This window comes from Fontimonas sp. FW305-C-3, assembly GCF_058783185.1.
Genome location: NZ_JBYSYK010000001.1, coordinates 185,222 through 202,016, shown reverse-complemented (window position 1 = coordinate 202,016; position 16,795 = coordinate 185,222). Strand labels below are relative to the sequence as shown.

The following is a 16,795-nucleotide window of genomic DNA, read 5'->3' as shown; positions in this document are numbered from 1 at the left end:
CGACGATGACCATCAAGCAGAACATCAACGCTGCCGAATACGACGAATCAAGCATCCAGCAGCTCGAAGGTTTGGAAGCCGTCCGCAAGCGCCCGGGCATGTACATCGGCGATACATCCGACGGCACCGGTCTGCATCACATGGTGTTCGAGGTCGTCGACAATGCCGTCGATGAAGCCCTCGCCGGACACTGCGACGACATCGTCGTGACGATCCACACCGACAACTCGATCTCGGTCACCGACAACGGCCGCGGCATTCCGGTCGGCATCAAGCTCGACGACAAGCACGAGCCCAAGCGCAGTGCCGCCGAGATCGTCATGTGCGTGCTGCATGCCGGCGGCAAGTTCAACCAGAACAGCTACAAGGTCTCCGGCGGTCTGCATGGCGTCGGCGTGTCCTGCGTCAACGCGTTGTCGGAATCGCTGCGTCTGACGATCCGCCGCGAAGGCAAGAAGTACCAGCTCGATTTTGCGCGCGGCGCCGTCGTCGACCGTCTGGTCGAAGTGCAGAACGGCATCGAGGTCTCACCGTTGCGGGTCGTCGGCGAAACCGACAAGCGCGGTACCGAAGTGCGCTTCCTCGCGGACGAGCAGATCTTCGGCAAGATCGAGTACCACTACGAAATTCTCGCCAAGCGTCTGCGCGAACTGTCCTTCCTCAACAATGGCGTGCGCATCCGCCTGCTCGACGAGCGCATCGGTAAGGAAGAAGACTTCGCCTTTGCCGGCGGCGTGCAGGGCTTCGTCGAATACATCAACCGCGGCAAGTCGACGCTGCATCCGACCGTGTTCCACGCGACCGGCACGGCCGAGATCGATGTCGGCGGTAGCCGCGTCGCGGTGCAGGCCGAAGTCGCCATGCAGTGGAACGATAGCTACGGCGAGCAGGTGCTGTGCTTCACCAACAACATTCCGCAGTCCGACGGCGGTACGCATCTGACCGGCCTGCGCGCGGCGATGACGCGCATCATCAACAAGTACATCGACGAACACGATTTCGCCAAGCGCGCGAAAGTCGACATCAGCGGTGACGACATGCGCGAAGGCCTGGCCTGCGTGCTGTCGGTGAAGATGCCGGATCCGAAGTTCTCGTCGCAGACCAAGATGAAGCTGGTGTCGTCGGAAGCGCGGCCGGCCGTCGAGGAAGTGGTTGCCGCCAAGCTGACCGAGTTTCTGCTCGAAAAGCCGAACGAAGCACGCATGATCTGCGGCAAGATCGTCGAGGCTGCCGTCGCCCGCGAAGCGGCGCGCAAGGCGCGCGAGATGACCCGCCGCAAGGGCGTCATGGACGGTATCGGCCTGCCGGGCAAACTGGCGGACTGCCAGGAAAAGGATCCGGCCAAGTCCGAACTGTTCCTGGTCGAGGGTGACTCCGCAGGCGGCTCGGCCAAGCAGGGCCGCGATCGCCAGTTCCAGGCGATCCTGCCGCTGAAGGGCAAGATCCTCAACGTCGAACGCGCGCGCCTGGAGAAGATGCTGTCCTCGCAGGAAGTCGTCACGCTGATCACCGCACTCGGCTGCGGCATCGGCAAGGACGACTTCAAGCCCGAGAAGCTGCGCTATCACCGCATCATCATCATGACCGACGCCGACGTCGACGGCGCGCACATCCGCACGCTGCTGCTGACGTTCTTCTACCGCCACATGTACACGCTGGTCGAGCGCGGCCACATCTACATCGCGCAGCCGCCGCTGTACAAGCTGAAGTCCGGCAAGCACGAAACCTATGTGAAGGACGATCACGAGCTCAACGAGTGGCTGATCGGCAATGCGCTCGATGGCGCGACGCTGACGCCGGCGAGTGGTGCCGTCACGGACGACGTGCTGATCGGTGCCGTGCGTGAATACGCCGCGGTGGCCGAACTGGTCGAACGTCTGGCGCGTCGTTACGACCATCACGTGCTGGCGACGCTGGCGCGCCTCGCGCCGGTGCCGAACGAAGCGGCCGCGTTGGACGCCTGGTCGCAGCGCTACCGCGATCAGCTCAACGGTCTCGGCACGCGCGGCGAGTTCGTCGTCAAGGCCCAGGTGGGTACCGAAGGCCCGCTGCTGCAGGTCAGCCGCATCGTCCACGGCAACGAGCAAGTCTTTAATTTCAATAGTGATTTCTTCGCCGGACCGGAATACGGCCGGATCGCGAAGCTGCGTCAGCAGCTGGCCGAACTGACCTCCGCCGAAACCCTGATCAAGCGCGGTGAACGCAGTGCCACGGTCGGCGATTTCGATGCTGCCTATGCCTGGCTGCTCAGCGAAGCGCGCCGCGGCCTGAACATCCAGCGTTACAAGGGTCTGGGCGAGATGAACCCGGAGCAGCTGCGCGAGACGACGCTGATCCCGGCCAACCGCATCCTCGTCCAGGTCGGTGTCGACGACGTGGTCGCCGCGGATCAGATCTTCAACACGCTGATGGGCGAACACGTGGAACCGCGTCGCGAGTTCATCGAGAAGAACGCGCTGCTGGTCGGCAATCTCGACCTGTAAAAGATATCGCTGGCCCGTGGCTGTTGCTCACGGGCTGGCGTGTGGCATCGTTGAGCGTCGCCACAGCAGGACGTGCGCATGCTCACCCATTCTTCGGCGTCCGAACCGCGCGCGGCCTTGCTCGCGAAGCTCAACGCCGACGGCTATCTGATTTTCCCCGAGCTGCTGGCGCCGGCCCAGGTCTCCGCGATCCGCCAGGCCTTGTCTCCTTATCTGCGCAGCAGACATCTGGGCCGCAACGACTTCGAGGGATTTCAGACCGAGCGGGTCTACGCGCTGCTCGCAAAGTCTCCGCTGTTTGCCGAGCTCGTATCGCAGCCGCTGGTGATGGATCTCTGCGAAGCGGTGCTGGGGCCCGGTTTTCTGCTGTCGGCGTGCCTCGCGATCAATCTGCATCCCGGTGAAACGCCGCAGGCGCTGCACTTCGACGACGGCTTCTATACCGTGCCGCGTCCGCGTCCCACCTACAGCCTCAGCACGTTCTGGGCGATCGATCCGTTCACTGACGATAACGGTGCCACCGAGATCATTCCGCGCAGCCATCTGTGGGGCGACGAGCGGCCGCACGAGAACAGCGTCAGATCAGTGGTCGGCATCCTCGACGAGGTCGGCCGCAAGACGCCTGAAGAACATCATCCCGATCTGCAGCCGGCCGTGATGCCCAGCGGATCGCTGATGGTCTGCCTCGGTACCCTGTGGCATCGCGGCGGCGGCAATCGCAGCGCGCAGCCGCGCCTGGGCATCACGCCGCAATACTCGATCGCCTGGGCCCGTCAGCAGGAAAACATGACGCTCGCCGTGCCGCCCGATATCGCCGCCGGCTATTCGCAACGCGTGCAGTCACTGCTCGGTTACAGCATCCATCCGCCGTTCATGGGTCACGTCAACGGCCTGCATCCGGCACGTACGCTACCGCAGGCAGCAACAGACAATCACTAGCTCAATGAAGATCCAGCGCGTCGTTCTCATCACCGGTTGTTCCAGCGGCATCGGGCGCGTGCTCGCGCAGCAGTTCCATGCGCGCGGCGACACGGTGATCGCGACCGCACGCAAGGTCGAAAGCCTGGGGGAACTCGCGCAGTCCGGCATTCAGACCGCGCAGCTCGATGTCTGCAGCGCGGAGAGCATCGCCGCCTTGCAGCAGCAACTGCGGCAGCAAGGCACGGTGATCGATCTACTGATCAACAATGCCGGCTACGGCCAGATGGGTCCGCTGCTCGATCTCGACAGCGCCGCGCTGCGCTCTCAGTTCGAAACCAATGTGATCGGCCTGATGGCGATCACGCGCGCGCTGCTGCCGCTGATGCGTGCCAGCAAGCAGCCGCGCATCGTCAACCTGGGCAGCGTTTCCGGCATCCTCACGACACCATTCGCGGGCGCGTACTGCGCCAGCAAGGCTGCGGTGCATAGGCTGTCGGAAGCCTTGCGCATGGAACTCCAGCCGTTCGGCATCGACGTCATCACGATCCAGCCTGGCGCGATCCAGTCCGAGTTCGGTCACAGCGCCGAAGGCAGCCTGCAGCACCGATCCGCCGAGTCGTTGTACGCCGCCGCGGCCGCAGGCATCGCGGCGCGTGCCGGGGCGTCCCAGCAGCACGCGACGTCCACGGCCGACTTTGCGGCGCAGCTCATCAAGGCCGTCACGGCGCATCGCCCCGCGGCGGTGATCCGTATCGGCAGCGGCAGCACCGCCTTGCCGCTGCTGGCGCGCTGGCTGCCGACCGGCCTGCGCGAGCGCATCCTGTCGCGGCGCTTCGGTCTCCACCACCTGTAGCGCGGTGGGCCACAGGCCCGGGTTGGTGCAGGTAAGATGCCTGCTCAAGAAATGTCCATGAGGCCCAGCATGCGGATTGGCGTCGTCACCGACTCCACCTGTGACCTGCCCGCGCAGTTCTACAGCGATCACCGGATCGGCATCCTGCCGGTCAAGATCCGGCTGGGCGAAGAAGAATGGACCGACGACCGCGATCCGCAATGCACGCTCAACTTCTACAAGGAGCTGAGCGACAAGGGCACCGACGCCGACTCGTTTCCACAGACCGCCGAACAGATCCGCGACCGTTTCCTGGCGAGCACGGTGCTCGACTACGACTACGTGTTCTGCATCACGATCACCGCCTCGCGCAGCCCGATCTTCCAGAACGCGACGAAGGCATCGTTCGCGATCCTCAGCGACTACAAGAGCGTGCGCGGCGCGGCCGGCATCAAGGACGCATTCGCGCTGCGCGTCGTCGATTCGCGCAATCTGTTCTGCGGCACCGGCGTGCTGGTTGCCGAAGCCGCGCGCATGGCCAAGGCCAAGGCCGGTCCGAACGAGATCCGCCGCCGCCTCGACGAGCTGCGCGATCACATCTGCGGCTACATGGTGCCGGGCGATCTGTACTACATCCGCAATCGCGCGATCAAGAAAGGCGAGAAGAGCGTCGGCCTGCTGACTTATGCGATCGGCAATGCGCTCGACATCAAACCGGTGATCCTCTGCTACCGCAGCGAGACACAAGCGGTTGCCAAAGTGCGCAGCTACGAGCGCGCGGTCGAGCGCATGTTCGAACACGTCGCGGCGCAGATTGAACGCGGCATCGACACCCAGCACGTCTGCATCAGCTACGGCGGCGATCCCGCGCTGGTGGCGCAGCTCCCTGGGTACGCGAAGCTTGAGCAGGCAGCACTGGCGCGCGGCGTCGAGCTGCTGATCGGCATCATGTCGGCAACGGCGGCGGTCAACACCGGCGCCGGCTGTGTGGCGATTGCCTACGGTGGCGAGCTACAGGGATTCGGAACCTAGCGGTGAGGTAAAACGCCGCGAACACTGGGGAATGGCATCATGAAAACTGTTGCGGTCTACAACCTCAAAGGCGGTGTCGGCAAGACGGCCGCAGCGGTCAACCTGTCCTATCTCGCGGCGGCCAACGACGCGAAGACGCTGCTGTGGGATCTCGATCCGCAAGGCGCGTCGAGCTGGTACTTCCACGGTGCGGCAAAGGACGACGGTGCGAAGAATGCGCTGCAGGGCGGTGCCGCGATATCGCGGCTGGTGACGCCGTCGCCTTACGAAAACCTGCAGCTGATCCCGGCGGATTTTTCCTACCGCTATCTCGACATCATGCTGAAGAAGGTCGAACCGCCCGGCGAAGCAATGGCGCGCCTGCTCAAGCCGTTTGCAGAAAAATACGCGCTCACGGTACTCGACTGTCCACCGAGCCTGTCGCACCTGGCGGACAACGTCTTTCATGCCGCGGATCTGATCGTCGTGCCGGTGGTGCCGACCTATCTGTCGCTGCGTTCACTGGAACAAGTGCGCCAGTACTTCAAGCAGCAGGGCTTCGACACGAAGAAGATCCGGCCGTTTTACTCGATGGCCGACCGGCGTCGTACGCTGCATCGCGAGCTGATCGAAAATCCGCCGGCGCCGATGAAGAATGGATTCACGTCGGTGATTCCGTACTCGTCGATGGTCGAGCGGATGGGCGAACGCCGCGCGCCGATGGCAGCGTTCGCACCGAGCGAGGATCCGGCGCTGCTGGCTTATGCTGAGCTGTGGCTGGAGCTAAAGGCGGCGCTGAAGCTGTAATTCAGCGACCTATCGCCGCAACTTCAAGCGCCGACGGCGTCGACCAGTACCTGCAGCTGTTTGAGTCGCGCGCTCAGCGCCTCGGCGGAGTTGGCCGTCACCGTTGCGTGGCCGACCTTGCGCTGCGGCTTCGGCGTCTTGCCGTAGTGATGGATATGCACGCCGGAGATCGCGGCGAGATCGGAATTGGCCGGCGTATCGCCGATGAAGTTGACCATCGCCGAGTGACCACGCAAGGCGGTCGATCCGAGCGGAAGGCCGGTAATCGCGCGCAGATGATTCTCGAACTGCGAGCACTCCGCGCCTTCGATCGTCCAATGCCCGGAGTTGTGCACGCGCGGCGCAATCTCGTTGGCGAGCAGACGGCTACCATCCGCTGACGCCGCGACGAAGAACTCGAAAGCCATGACACCGACGTAGTCGAGGTGCTCGATGACGCGGCGCGCGTACTGCTCGGCCTCGGCCTGCAGCGGATCGTTCTGCTGCGGAATCGCGGTGCGCAGGATGCCGTCGCGATGCACATTGGCGACGACCGGATAGAACGCCAGCTCACCCTGCTTGCCACGAACCGCGAGGCAGGACAGTTCGCGCTCGAACGGCACGAAGGCCTCGAGGATCAGGCTCGCCGCTTGATCGGCGCTGCCGGCCAGACGCGTCCAGGCCGTGTCGAGATCTTCCGGCGTGCGCAGCACGGCCTGGCCCTTGCCGTCGTAGCCGAGGCGGCGCGTCTTCAGCACGGCGGGCAGACCGACCGAGCGCACCGCGAGATCGAGCGCGGCACGCGTCGCGACCGGCATGTAGCGCGGTACCGGAATCTTCAGCTGATCGAACAGCGACTTCTCGGTCAGCCGGTCCTGGCCGACCGTCAACGCCACCGGCGCCGGCAGCAACGGCACGCGCGCGGCGACGTAGTCCGCGGTCTTCGCAGGCACGTTCTCGAACTCGTAGGTTGCGACGTCGACCTGGCGGCAGAACTCGCTCAGTGCGTGTTCGTCGCCGTAATCGGCGAACAGATGCTCGCCCAGCGGCGCGGCGCAGGCCTCGGTGGCCGGATCGAGGAACACGAAATCCAGATCGAGCGGATAACCCGCCAGGGCCAGCATGCGTCCGAGCTGACCGGCGCCGAGAATGCCGATGATCATGGAAGTTTCAGCGGCTCATCGTCGAGGACTTTGCGAGTCTGCTCGCTGCGGAACTTCGCCAGACGGCGCGCCAGTGCGGCGTCGCCATTGGCGCAGATCGCGGCGGCGAGCAGTGCGGCGTTGATCGCGCCAGCCTTGCCGATCGCGAGCGTGCCGACCGGAATGCCGGCCGGCATCTGTGCGATCGACAGCAGCGAGTCCATGCCGTTGAGCGCCTTCGACTGCACCGGTACGCCCAGCACGGGAACCTGGGTCTTGGCCGCGCACATGCCGGGCAGATGCGCGGCGCCGCCGGCGCCGGCAATGATGACCTTGAGACCGCGCTTCTGCGCAGTGTCGGCGTACTCGAACAGGAGATCCGGTGTGCGATGCGCGGAAACCACACGCGCTTCATAGGCAACGCCGAGGCTTTCCAGCGTTTGCACCGCATGCATCATCGTCTCCCAGTCGGACCGGGAACCCATGATGACGCCGACCTGCGGAACAGCTTTCTTTGACACGATGGCCAACCCAGACGAGCGGGAAAGCGGCGGATTATCTCACCGTATCCCGGCAAACGCATGTCAGCGCGTCAACGCCGGAATGGCGGGCCAGGAGAGATGTGATTATTTATGCAACTAAATAAAATAAAGCCAGAGTACGGCACATCGAATCGTGGCGTACTCTGACTTCTTAGACTGAGCCAGTATATCGATCAATAAATTTATTGATCGATAATAAATCACAGAACCCGCTACGAACCGGACTTCAGATCGAACTCCACCTGCACATCCGCGCTGATGCGGATCTCGCCGGTGGACATGCCCATCTGCTGGTTGCCGCTGTCAAAGGCTTCGCCGCCGCGCATCGCCATTGCCTTGACCATCATCGGCGGCGCATTGCCGCCCGATTCGCGGACGACGCGCGCGCTGCCGAGCTTCACGCCCAGCGATTTCGCCAAGGTCTCGGCCTTGATCTGCGCATCCTTGGCTGCCGTCGCGAGCGCTTCGCGGCCCAGCGATTCGGCCTTGCTCGATTCGAGCACCGGCGGATTGATCTGGTTCACGCCGGCATCGGTCGCACGCAGGATCAGATCGCCGAGCTGGTCGAGATTGTGGACGACGATGCGAATGTCGCGACGTGCGCGATAGCCGACCAGCGTCTGCTTGCGGCCGGCTTCATCCCAGACGTACTCCGGCTGCAGCGAAACGCCGGTGGTCGAGATGTCCGCCGGCTTGATGCCGAGCTTGGTCAGCGACTCAAGATACTTGCGGACCACGCCATCGACATTGCTGCGCGCCTTGGCGAGTTCCTGGTCGACGTTGTCGACCGCAAGCGCGAGCTGGGCGCGATCGGGCGTGGTGCTGACCTCGCCGTGACCGCCGACCGCGATCGTCGGCGGATAGTTGTCCTCGGCGCTGGCAAACGGTGCGCTGAGCGCGAGGGCGACAGCGGCGACACAGAGCGGGAGGGTCGTGGGTTTCATACTTTTCGTTCTCCAATGATGGTGACGGCGTCGCCATGATGCAGGGTTTCCGCGCCGCGGACGACGACGGCATCGCGTGCCGCCAATGCGCCCTCGACCGCGACCCAGTCGCCATCGGCAACGCCGGTGGTTACAGAGACCTTCTGCGCGGTGCCGTCCTTGATGCGGTAGACGCTGGTGCCGTCGGTGCGGATCACCAGCGCATCGCGCGGTACGGCGAGTGCTTCGCGCGCCGCGGACAGCGGCAGGTCCACTTGGACGCTGTGCCCCACCGCAAGTTCACTGACCATCGCCGGCGCATCGATCAGGGCTTCGAACGACTGCGTGCGCGCGTCGCCGACCGGCACGATCGCGCGGACCAGCGCATTCGCGTGCTGGTCACCGGCGCGCACAGTGACGGTGCTGCCGGCACGGATCGCCCGCACGTGACGCAGCGGCAGATAGAGCCGGATCTCCAGCTCATCCGTATTGAACAGGCGCGCAACGATGGCGCCGCGCGCCAGCTCCTCGCCGGCGTTGCGCACCCGCTCCGAAATCACGCCGCCGAACGGCGCGCGGATTTCCGCCTTTGAAAGACGATCATCGGTCTGCTTCAGCGTCGCCTTGGCGATATCGAGATCGGCGGCGGCGAGATCGCGCGCGCTCTGCGCCTGATCGAGCTGGTAGCGCGGCACCGCATTGCCCGAAGCCTTCAGACGCTCGAGCTCGCGATCCGCCTGACGCAGCGCGACGCTGCTGCGGCTTTGCCGCGCGGCCTGCTCGAGGCGCTGCAGCTGCAGCTCGTCGACCTGCATGCGCGCGATCACATCGCCCTGCTCGACGAAGGTGCCGGGCTCGGCGACCCAATGCAGCTGACCTTCGACGGCGGTGGCGATATCCGCACCGGCGCGCGATTGCACGACGCCCGTCGCGGTGACCGACGGCGACATCTTGCGCATCTCGGCCGGCGTGACCTCGACGGCGGGCGCCGGCGGTGCCTGCTGCGCCAGCGCCTGGACGCCGAAAGCGAGCGCACTGAGGCCCGCCCAGCAAACGATGCTCGTTTTGAGCATGTTGAACACTCCTCGTTGTAGTTCTGTCGGTTTCATTTGGATGCGGCCAGATCGCTGGCGGCGATCGTCTGCCGGCTGTGGGCAACGGAAGATTCGCCGATGCGCAGCAAGGCCGGCATCAGGAACCAGGTGAACGCGGTGCCGAGCACCATGCCGCCGGCGACAACGGCCGCGAGACCGCGATAAATCTCGGCACCGAGGCCAGGCATCACCATCAGCGGCAACATGCCGAGCACGGCGGTCAGTGTCGACAGCAGGATAGGCCGCGCACGTGTCTCCAATGCTTCATGTACCGCCTGTGTGCGCGGCACGCCGGCCTGTTCGCGGGCGCGGGTCTGGTCGACGAGCAGGATCGCCGCGTTGACGACCAGACCGAGCAGGATGATGAAGCCGATCATCGTCAGCAGGTCGAGCGCCTGGAAGGCGAACAGGCCGATGACACGCAGCGCGGCGATGCCGCCGGCCACCGAGATCGGCAGCACCAGCATCACCAGGAAGCTGTCCCACACCGAGCGGAACATTGCCGCCATCAGCGCGAACAGGATCACCAGCGCCAGCGCAAAGTTCTGCGCCATCGCTCGCAGTGCTTCGTGGAGCTGGTTCGCCGAACCGGCGTAGGTCATCTGCGCGTTGGCCGGCATCGCCGCACGCACCTTCGGCTCGACTTCGGTCTTGACGCGCTGGATCGCTTCGTCGAGCGACATGTCGGGTGGCGGCTCGAAGTTGACCTGCACCGTGCGCCGTCCGTTGATGCGCGACAGCTGCGACGGACCGACGGTCAGTTCGATCTTCGCCAGATCGCCGACCGTCTGGATACCGGCGCCCGGCGTCATCAGCGGCAGCTCGGCCAGCGCTTCCGGCGTATGCCATTCGTTGCCCTTGATGATGATGTCGAGGCGCTCGTTGCCGTCGAAGTACTCGCCGGCCCACAGACCGCCGGTATACGCACGCAGCGCGCTCGCGACATTGTTGCGGTCCAGTCCGGCGCGCGAGATGCGCCATTCATCAGGCACCAGCTGGATCTCCGGCTGGTTGAGTTCAAGGTCCGGAAACGGCTGCGGGAACGTATCCGGGATGGCCTTGGGGATCTCCTCCATCGCGACCGCTGCGGTCTTCATCAGCGCGTTGAGATCCGGACCCTGGAAATACAGCTGCACCTCGCGCTGATTCTCGCCGTCGATGCTGAGCAGCGAACCGCGCTGCACATACACCTGCGTATCCGGGTAGCCAACCATGATCTCTTCGCGCAGCACGCGGACCATCTCGTCCATCTCGCGCGGGTCTTTGGGGTAAACCACCGCCACACCCTGCTGGCCGCGCCAGGACGACAGGTTGTAATACTTCACCGCCGGTTGCTTGGTGCCTTCCAGGTGCGGCCTGAGGCGCTCGATCACAGTCGGCGCAAACTCGTTGCGCACGGTGTCGAGATTGCCGCCGGGCGGCAGGCGGAAGTTGTTCCAGATCAGGTCGGTCTGCGCGACCGGCAGATAGTCGACCTTCGGCGCCATCAATATCGTGAACGCGACCGCACCGCCGACCAAGGTGCCGATGAGCGCCCAGCGCGCGCGCGCGTTCTGTGTCACGCGCATCGCCAGGTCGCTGGCGTTGCGCCACCAGTGCTGGTGCTGATCCGCCGGCATGCCGTTGGCGAGTGCCCAGCGGTTGGCGGCCGGAATCAGCGTCATCGCAACGAGCAGCGAAGCGCCATGCGAGACCGACATCGTGATCGCCAGATCCTTGAACAGCTGGCCTTCGATGCCGGTCATGAACAGGATCGGCAGGAAGATCGCGCAGCTGGTCAGCACCGAAGCGAACAGCGCCGGCAAGACTTCATGTGTGCCTTCCAGCGTCGCCTTCAGCGCCGAATGACCCATCTCGACGTAGCGGATGATGTTGCCCTGCACGATCAGCGCGGCATCGATGACGATGCCGGTCGAGAACGCGAGGCCGGCGAGCGAGATCACATTGAGGGTGCGACCGAGCATGTGCAGCGTGATGACCGCGAAGCACAGCGACAACGGGATCGACAGGCCCAGCACCAGCAACGCGCGTGGCCCGCGCAGGAAATACCAGAGGCCGATGACGGCGAGGAAGATGCCGATGATCAGGCTCTCCTCGACGAAACCGATCGCGCGCTTGACGTAGACGCTGGCATCCCACGACAGGTCGGCGAGCAGCTTCTCCTGCGCGAGCGGCCCGGCGTTGAGCTCGGCGATCGCCTCCTTGACGCCTTCGATCAGCGTCACCGTGTTCGACTCGTTGTTGCGCTGGAGCGTGATGTAGTAGCCCGGCTGGCCGTTGCGATAAGAGAAGGCGTTCTCGTCCTGGTAGGCGATATGCACGTCGGCGACTTCGCGCAGATACAGCGGACGTTCGTTGTTCCAGCCGACAATCAGATCGCCGATGCTTTCGACCGGCTCGCGACCGGCGAGGCGCACCGTGAACTGACGGCGGCCGACGTTGACGAAGCCGGCCGACGCGTCGCGCGCGGCGACGACCGCCTCGGCAATCTGCTGCGGCGTCAGGCCCAGCGCGGCGAGCCGGAACGCATCGAAACGGATCTGCACTTCGCGCGGCCTGCCGCCTTCGAGGTTGACGCGCGACACGCCGGGCACGCGCGCCAGGCGCGGCTCGACGACCTCCTCCATCAGCTTCTGATAGGTCGCCGCGATGTCGCGCGTGGTGTTGCCCGGCAGCGGCCGGATCAGCATCGAACCGGCGTTGCTGCCCTGCCAGTTGTCGCCGCCGAAGACCTGCGGCTCGTCGGCGTCCGGCGGCAACGGCGGCAAGGTGTTGAGGCGCGAAACGACATCGAGCATGACGCGCGTCATGTCGGTGCCGATCTCGAACTTGAGCGCGACGCCACCGCCGCCGCGTCCGGCGCGCGAGCTCATCTGCAGCATGCCGGGCAGGCCGCGCATGACCTCCTCGATCGGCTCGATCATCGACTCCTCGACCTCGGCCGGCGCCGCTTCGCGCCAGTTGACCTCGATGAACAGCTGCGGCTGCTTCATGTCCGGCAGCAGCTGGATCGGCAGCTTGAACAGCGCCAGCAGGCCGAACAGCACGACAATCAGCCCGGCCGCCGCGACCGCGGGCGGATTGGCCTGGGAAAACTCGGTGATACGCATGTTCGGACCCCCCGCAACAGATTCAAAACCAGAACCGCATAAGGCAAGGATGCCGCTGCGGGCGATCCGGTCGCAGTTCCCGTCGAAACGCCATGCGACAGGGTTTGATGCGAGGCAGACCTCAGGCGTTTAAACTTCGCTCCCCGCACCAGACCCGGTCCGCGCGTCGCTTCGACGCCAAACCCCAGAATCCACGATGAGCGCCCTCTACGAACCTGTCACCCTGAGTCGGGATGTGATTGGCATCCTGATCCCTCAGGGCACCAAGGTCGAGCTGCCGGAAGGCGCGGAAGGCGCGATCACCCAGGCGCTCGGCGGCAGCTTCACCGTCCAGGTCCAGGGCCATCTGTTCCGCATCGACGGCAAGGATGCCGACGCGATCGGCAAGGAAGTCGTCCGCGGTCCGGAAGTGCCGGAAGACGCCAACGACGAAGAGCTGGAAAAAGCCCTTTGGGCACAGCTACATACCTGCTTCGATCCGGAAATCCCGGTCGACATCGTCGAACTCGGCCTGGTCTATGAATGCAAGGTCGAGCCGGCCGACGACGGCAAGCGCCGCGCCCGGGTCCGCATGACGCTGACCGCGCCCGGCTGCGGCATGGGCGACATCCTCGTCGAGGACGTCAAGACCAAGGCGCTGGCCCTGCCGGCGATCAGCGAGGCCGATGTCGAGCTGGTCTTCGACCCGCCCTGGAACCAGTCGATGATGTCCGACGCCGCGCGTCTGGCGACCGGAATGTTCTGATGTCCGACACCACGACCCGCGGCGTCCGCATCATCGTCAATCCGCAATACGTGCCCGAGCAGTCGGACGCCTCCGCCGGCCGGTACCTGTTCGCGTACCACATCACGATCCGCAACGAAGGCAGCGAGACCGTGCAGCTGCTGTCGCGGCACTGGGTCATCACCAACGGCGAAGGCAAGGTCGAGGAAGTGCGCGGCCCCGGCGTCGTCGGTTACCAGCCGATCCTGCAGCCCGGCGAGGAATTCCAGTACACCAGCGGCTGTCCGCTGACGACGCCGATCGGCACCATGCACGGCGAATTCCAGATGATCGTCCAACACAATCGCGAGGCTTTCGACGCGCATATCCAGCCGTTCCGGCTGGCGGTGCCGCGGATGCTGAACTGAGGACTGTCCGCTGCTGTCCGCGACGGTGACCGCGGACACCGCATGGCGGCCGGCTATCCGCCGCATAAGCATTCACTTTCAATGACTTGCCATTGCGAACAGCTCTGGCACGGCGGCTGCGTTGTAGCCTGTCATGAATGCTCCCGCCGCCCGTCTGTCCGCGATCCTCGCCGCCGCTCTGCTGCTGGCGCCGGTGACCGGTGCGCAGGCCGGGCGGCTGCTCGATGCGCTGCAGGCCGCGCAGCTCAATGATCCGCAGTTCCGCACTGCGACGGCGCGGCACGACGCAAGTGTCGAAGCCGGTCCGCTGGCGCGAGCCGCGCTGCTGCCGAGCCTGATCGCCAGCGCCGCCAGCGATCGCGAGCGTTACGAACTCAGCGCCACCCGCAACACCTACGCGCTCGATCTACGCCAGGCCTTGTGGAACCTGGAGGCCTTCCAGCGCCTGCGCGCCGCGAACCTGAAGCAGGCCGAAGCCGAAGCCACGCTGCGCGCCGCGGAACAGCAGCTGATGCTGCGCGTTGCCGAAGCCTACTTCGGCGTGCTCGGCGCGGCGGATGCGCTGAGCGCCAACCGCGCGGAACGCGATGCCTACGCAGGCCTCGTCGATCAGGCGCAGAAGCGTCTGCGCACCGGCCTGGGCGCGCGCATCGGCGTCGAGGAGGCACAGGCCTTCTACAGCCTCACCGAGCAAGCCGTCAGCGATGCCGAACTGCAGCTGTTCGATGCGCAGCGCGCACTGCAGCAGCTGACCGGTGCAGCGCTGCCGGTCGCCGCGCTGCGCGACAGTATTCCGCTGCTCGCTCCGCAGCCGGTCGAAGCCAGTGCCTGGCTGAGCGCGGCGCGCGACGACAACTACAGCGTGCAGGCCGCGCAGCTGCGCATGCAGGCGATGGCGCGTGAAAGCGCCGCTGTCGCGGCGCGCCATGGTCCGACGATCTCGCTGCGCGGTTCGCTTGGCCGCAGCGATGCGCCGGCCCTGCTCGGCGGCGACCAGCGCGTCGACAGCATCGGCGTCGTCGCCGAATGGCCGATCTTCCAGGGCGGCCTGGTCGCCGCGCAGCACCGCGAATCGGAGGCGCAGGCGCGCGCGGCCCAGGCCGACTACGCCGCCGAACTGAGCACCGCCGAGCGCGAAACGCTCGCGGCCTACCGCGGCGTGCTCGCCGGCATGCGCAACATTCAGGCCGCGCAGCGCGCGGTCGACGCCAACCAGACTGCGCTGACCGCGAGCCGCAACGGCGTCGAAGCCGGCACGCGCACCGAATTCGATCTGCTCAACGCGCAGAACAACTACTACGCCGCGCTGCGCGCCTATTACCAGTCGCGTTACGACTATCTGCGCAACAGCCTGCGCCTGAAGGCCCAGGCCGGCCGGCTGTCCGCCGCCGATCTCGCCGCGGTCGACGCCATGCTGGTCGGTGACGGCAGCGTCATTGCACTGCCGGCCGAGCCGGTCGCCGCGGTCGATTCCAACTTCCTGCCGAGCCCGCCGGACTCACCATGAACGCTCCCAACAACGGTCCTCTTCACGGCATCCGCGATACCAGCGCGCAGGATCGGGTGATCGGTCGCGAAAGTGCCTGGCAACGCCGGCGCAAGCCGCTGGTGATCGGCGTCGTGTGCGTCGTGCTGCTCGCGCTGCTGGTTCCCGCGACGCTGCGGCTGCTGTCCGCGGGCAGCTCGGTCAGCCGCGAGCGTCTGCGCTTCGCGACGGTGGAGCAGGGCGACTTCACGCGCGACATCGCCGCCGATGGCCGCGTCGTCGCCGCCGTAAGTCCGACGCTGTATGCCGCCGCAACCGGTTCGGTGCACTTCACTGTCCAGGCAGGCCACGTCGTTGCCGAAGGCGAAACGCTGGGGACGCTCTCGAGCCCGGAACTCAGCAGTCAGCTCGCGCAGGAACGCGCGAACGCCGAGGCCATGCAGGTCGACTATGCGCGCGCGCAGCTCGACGCACGCCAGCAGGCGACCGTAGCCGATCAGACGCTCGAACAGGCGCGCATTGATCTGGCAACCGCGCAGACCGAGCGTGACCGCACCCAGCAGGCTTTCGATCTCGGCGTCACGCCGGAGATTGAAGTGCTGCGCACGCGCGCGGCGCTGCAGAAGGCCGAGATCGCCTTCAAGCGCGCGCAGACCGATCACGGTCTGCAGCGCGAAGGTCAGCGCTTCGACATCGACGCCAAGCGCCTCGCGCGCGACCGTCAGCAGCTGATGGTCGACGAACTGCAGCGCCAAGTCGATGCGCTGACCCTGCGCGCGCCGGTCGCCGGCCAGGTCGGACAACTGATGGTGGCCGATCGCGCGACCGTCGCCAAGGACACTGCGCTGATGACCGTCGTCGACCTCAGCGCGCTCGAAGTCGAGCTGAAGGTGCCTGAGAGTTTTGCCCGCGATCTGGCGATCGGCATGCCGGCGCAGATCAGTGCGAACAGCCGCAAGTGGATCGGCGCGGTCAGCGCGGTCGCGCCGGAAGTCGTCAACAGCGAGGTGACCGCACGCGTGCGCTTCGCCGACGAAACGCCGCAGGGGCTGCGCCAGAACCAGCGGCTGTCGGTCCGCGTGGTCCTCGACGAGCGCCGGAATGTGACGATGGTCGCGCGTGGACCCTTCCTCGAGATCGGTCGCAGCCAGGTGGCCTATGTCGTCGACGGCGATCTGGCGCTGCGGCGGCAGATCCGGACCGGCGCGGTCAGCCTCGACAAGGTCGAGATCCTCGACGGACTCAAGCCGGGCGAACAGATCGTCGTCGCCGGTACCGATACCTTCAACGAGGCCGAGCGCGTCGTGCTCAGCCGCTGACACCCAACAAGACGG

14 protein-coding genes are annotated in these 16,795 nt (G+C 65.6%); 9 read left to right on the top strand and 5 right to left on the bottom strand.

From position 1 onward, the window contains the following. Positions 1-5: 5 nt before the first annotated feature. From gyrB to AC3WUF_RS00930, 5 genes are all read left to right on the top strand, one after another. Positions 6-2,483, top strand: a complete 2,478-nt coding sequence (gene gyrB, locus AC3WUF_RS00950; RefSeq protein ID WP_492421493.1) for a DNA topoisomerase (ATP-hydrolyzing) subunit B — start codon at positions 6-8, stop codon at positions 2,481-2,483. A 78-nt stretch (positions 2,484-2,561) separates the two neighbouring features. Next, positions 2,562-3,422 carry a phytanoyl-CoA dioxygenase family protein gene (locus tag AC3WUF_RS00945; protein ID WP_492421491.1) on the top strand — a complete coding sequence of 287 codons (861 nt, stop codon included), beginning with the start codon at positions 2,562-2,564 and terminating at the stop codon, positions 3,420-3,422. A 4-nt stretch (positions 3,423-3,426) separates the two neighbouring features. After that, positions 3,427-4,257 carry an SDR family oxidoreductase gene (locus tag AC3WUF_RS00940; protein WP_492421489.1) on the top strand — a complete coding sequence of 277 codons (831 nt, stop codon included), beginning with the start codon at positions 3,427-3,429 and terminating at the stop codon, positions 4,255-4,257. A 57-nt stretch (positions 4,258-4,314) separates the two neighbouring features. Then, positions 4,315-5,268, top strand: coding sequence for a DegV family protein (locus AC3WUF_RS00935; RefSeq protein ID WP_492421487.1), 954 nt, complete (start codon positions 4,315-4,317; stop codon positions 5,266-5,268). Positions 5,269-5,307: 39 nt separating this feature from the next. Then, entirely contained in the window at positions 5,308-6,054 is a 747-nt protein-coding gene (locus tag AC3WUF_RS00930) for a ParA family protein (RefSeq protein ID WP_492421485.1), read from the top strand. Between the two features lie 23 nt (positions 6,055-6,077). Here AC3WUF_RS00930 and AC3WUF_RS00925 read toward each other — a convergent pair whose 3' ends face one another. From AC3WUF_RS00925 to AC3WUF_RS00905, 5 genes are all read right to left on the bottom strand, one after another. After that, a complete protein-coding gene (locus AC3WUF_RS00925) occupies positions 6,078-7,196 on the bottom strand; it encodes a 5-(carboxyamino)imidazole ribonucleotide synthase (RefSeq protein ID WP_492421483.1) in 1,119 nt (372 codons plus the stop codon). Then, positions 7,193-7,696 (bottom strand): 5-(carboxyamino)imidazole ribonucleotide mutase, encoded by a 504-nt coding sequence (purE, locus tag AC3WUF_RS00920; protein WP_492421481.1) that lies wholly within the window; start codon positions 7,694-7,696, stop codon positions 7,193-7,195. Before purE ends, AC3WUF_RS00925 begins: the two co-directional genes overlap by 4 nt. 233 nt (positions 7,697-7,929) lie before the next feature. Continuing rightward, entirely contained in the window at positions 7,930-8,661 is a 732-nt protein-coding gene (locus tag AC3WUF_RS00915) for an SIMPL domain-containing protein (protein WP_492421479.1), read from the bottom strand. After that, on the bottom strand, positions 8,658-9,713 hold the full coding sequence (locus tag AC3WUF_RS00910; RefSeq protein ID WP_492421477.1) for an efflux RND transporter periplasmic adaptor subunit: 1,056 nt from the start codon (positions 9,711-9,713) through the stop codon (positions 8,658-8,660). Before AC3WUF_RS00910 ends, AC3WUF_RS00915 begins: the two co-directional genes overlap by 4 nt. Positions 9,714-9,745: 32 nt before the next feature. Continuing rightward, entirely contained in the window at positions 9,746-12,844 is a 3,099-nt protein-coding gene (locus tag AC3WUF_RS00905) for an efflux RND transporter permease subunit (RefSeq protein WP_492421475.1), read from the bottom strand. Between the two features lie 196 nt (positions 12,845-13,040). Here AC3WUF_RS00905 and sufT point away from each other — a divergent pair, with 196 nt between their 5' ends. The 4 genes from sufT to AC3WUF_RS00885 all read left to right on the top strand — a co-directional run bounded on the left by sufT (position 13,041) and on the right by AC3WUF_RS00885 (position 16,780). After that, complete coding sequence (gene sufT, locus AC3WUF_RS00900) at positions 13,041-13,589, top strand: putative Fe-S cluster assembly protein SufT (protein ID WP_492421473.1); 549 nt, start codon at positions 13,041-13,043, stop codon at positions 13,587-13,589. Then, positions 13,589-13,975 carry a Co2+/Mg2+ efflux protein ApaG gene (gene apaG / locus AC3WUF_RS00895; RefSeq protein WP_492421471.1) on the top strand — a complete coding sequence of 129 codons (387 nt, stop codon included), beginning with the start codon at positions 13,589-13,591 and terminating at the stop codon, positions 13,973-13,975. The genes sufT and apaG overlap by 1 nt, the downstream gene beginning before the upstream one ends. A 133-nt stretch (positions 13,976-14,108) precedes the next feature. After that, positions 14,109-15,482: a TolC family outer membrane protein gene (locus AC3WUF_RS00890; protein WP_492421469.1), complete on the top strand. Its 1,374-nt coding sequence runs from the start codon at positions 14,109-14,111 to the stop codon at positions 15,480-15,482. Next, the gene (locus tag AC3WUF_RS00885; protein WP_492421467.1) at positions 15,479-16,780 is read left to right on the top strand and encodes an efflux RND transporter periplasmic adaptor subunit; all 1,302 of its coding nucleotides are present in this window, start codon (positions 15,479-15,481) and stop codon (positions 16,778-16,780) included. Before AC3WUF_RS00890 ends, AC3WUF_RS00885 begins: the two co-directional genes overlap by 4 nt. Positions 16,781-16,795: the final 15 nt, after the last annotated feature.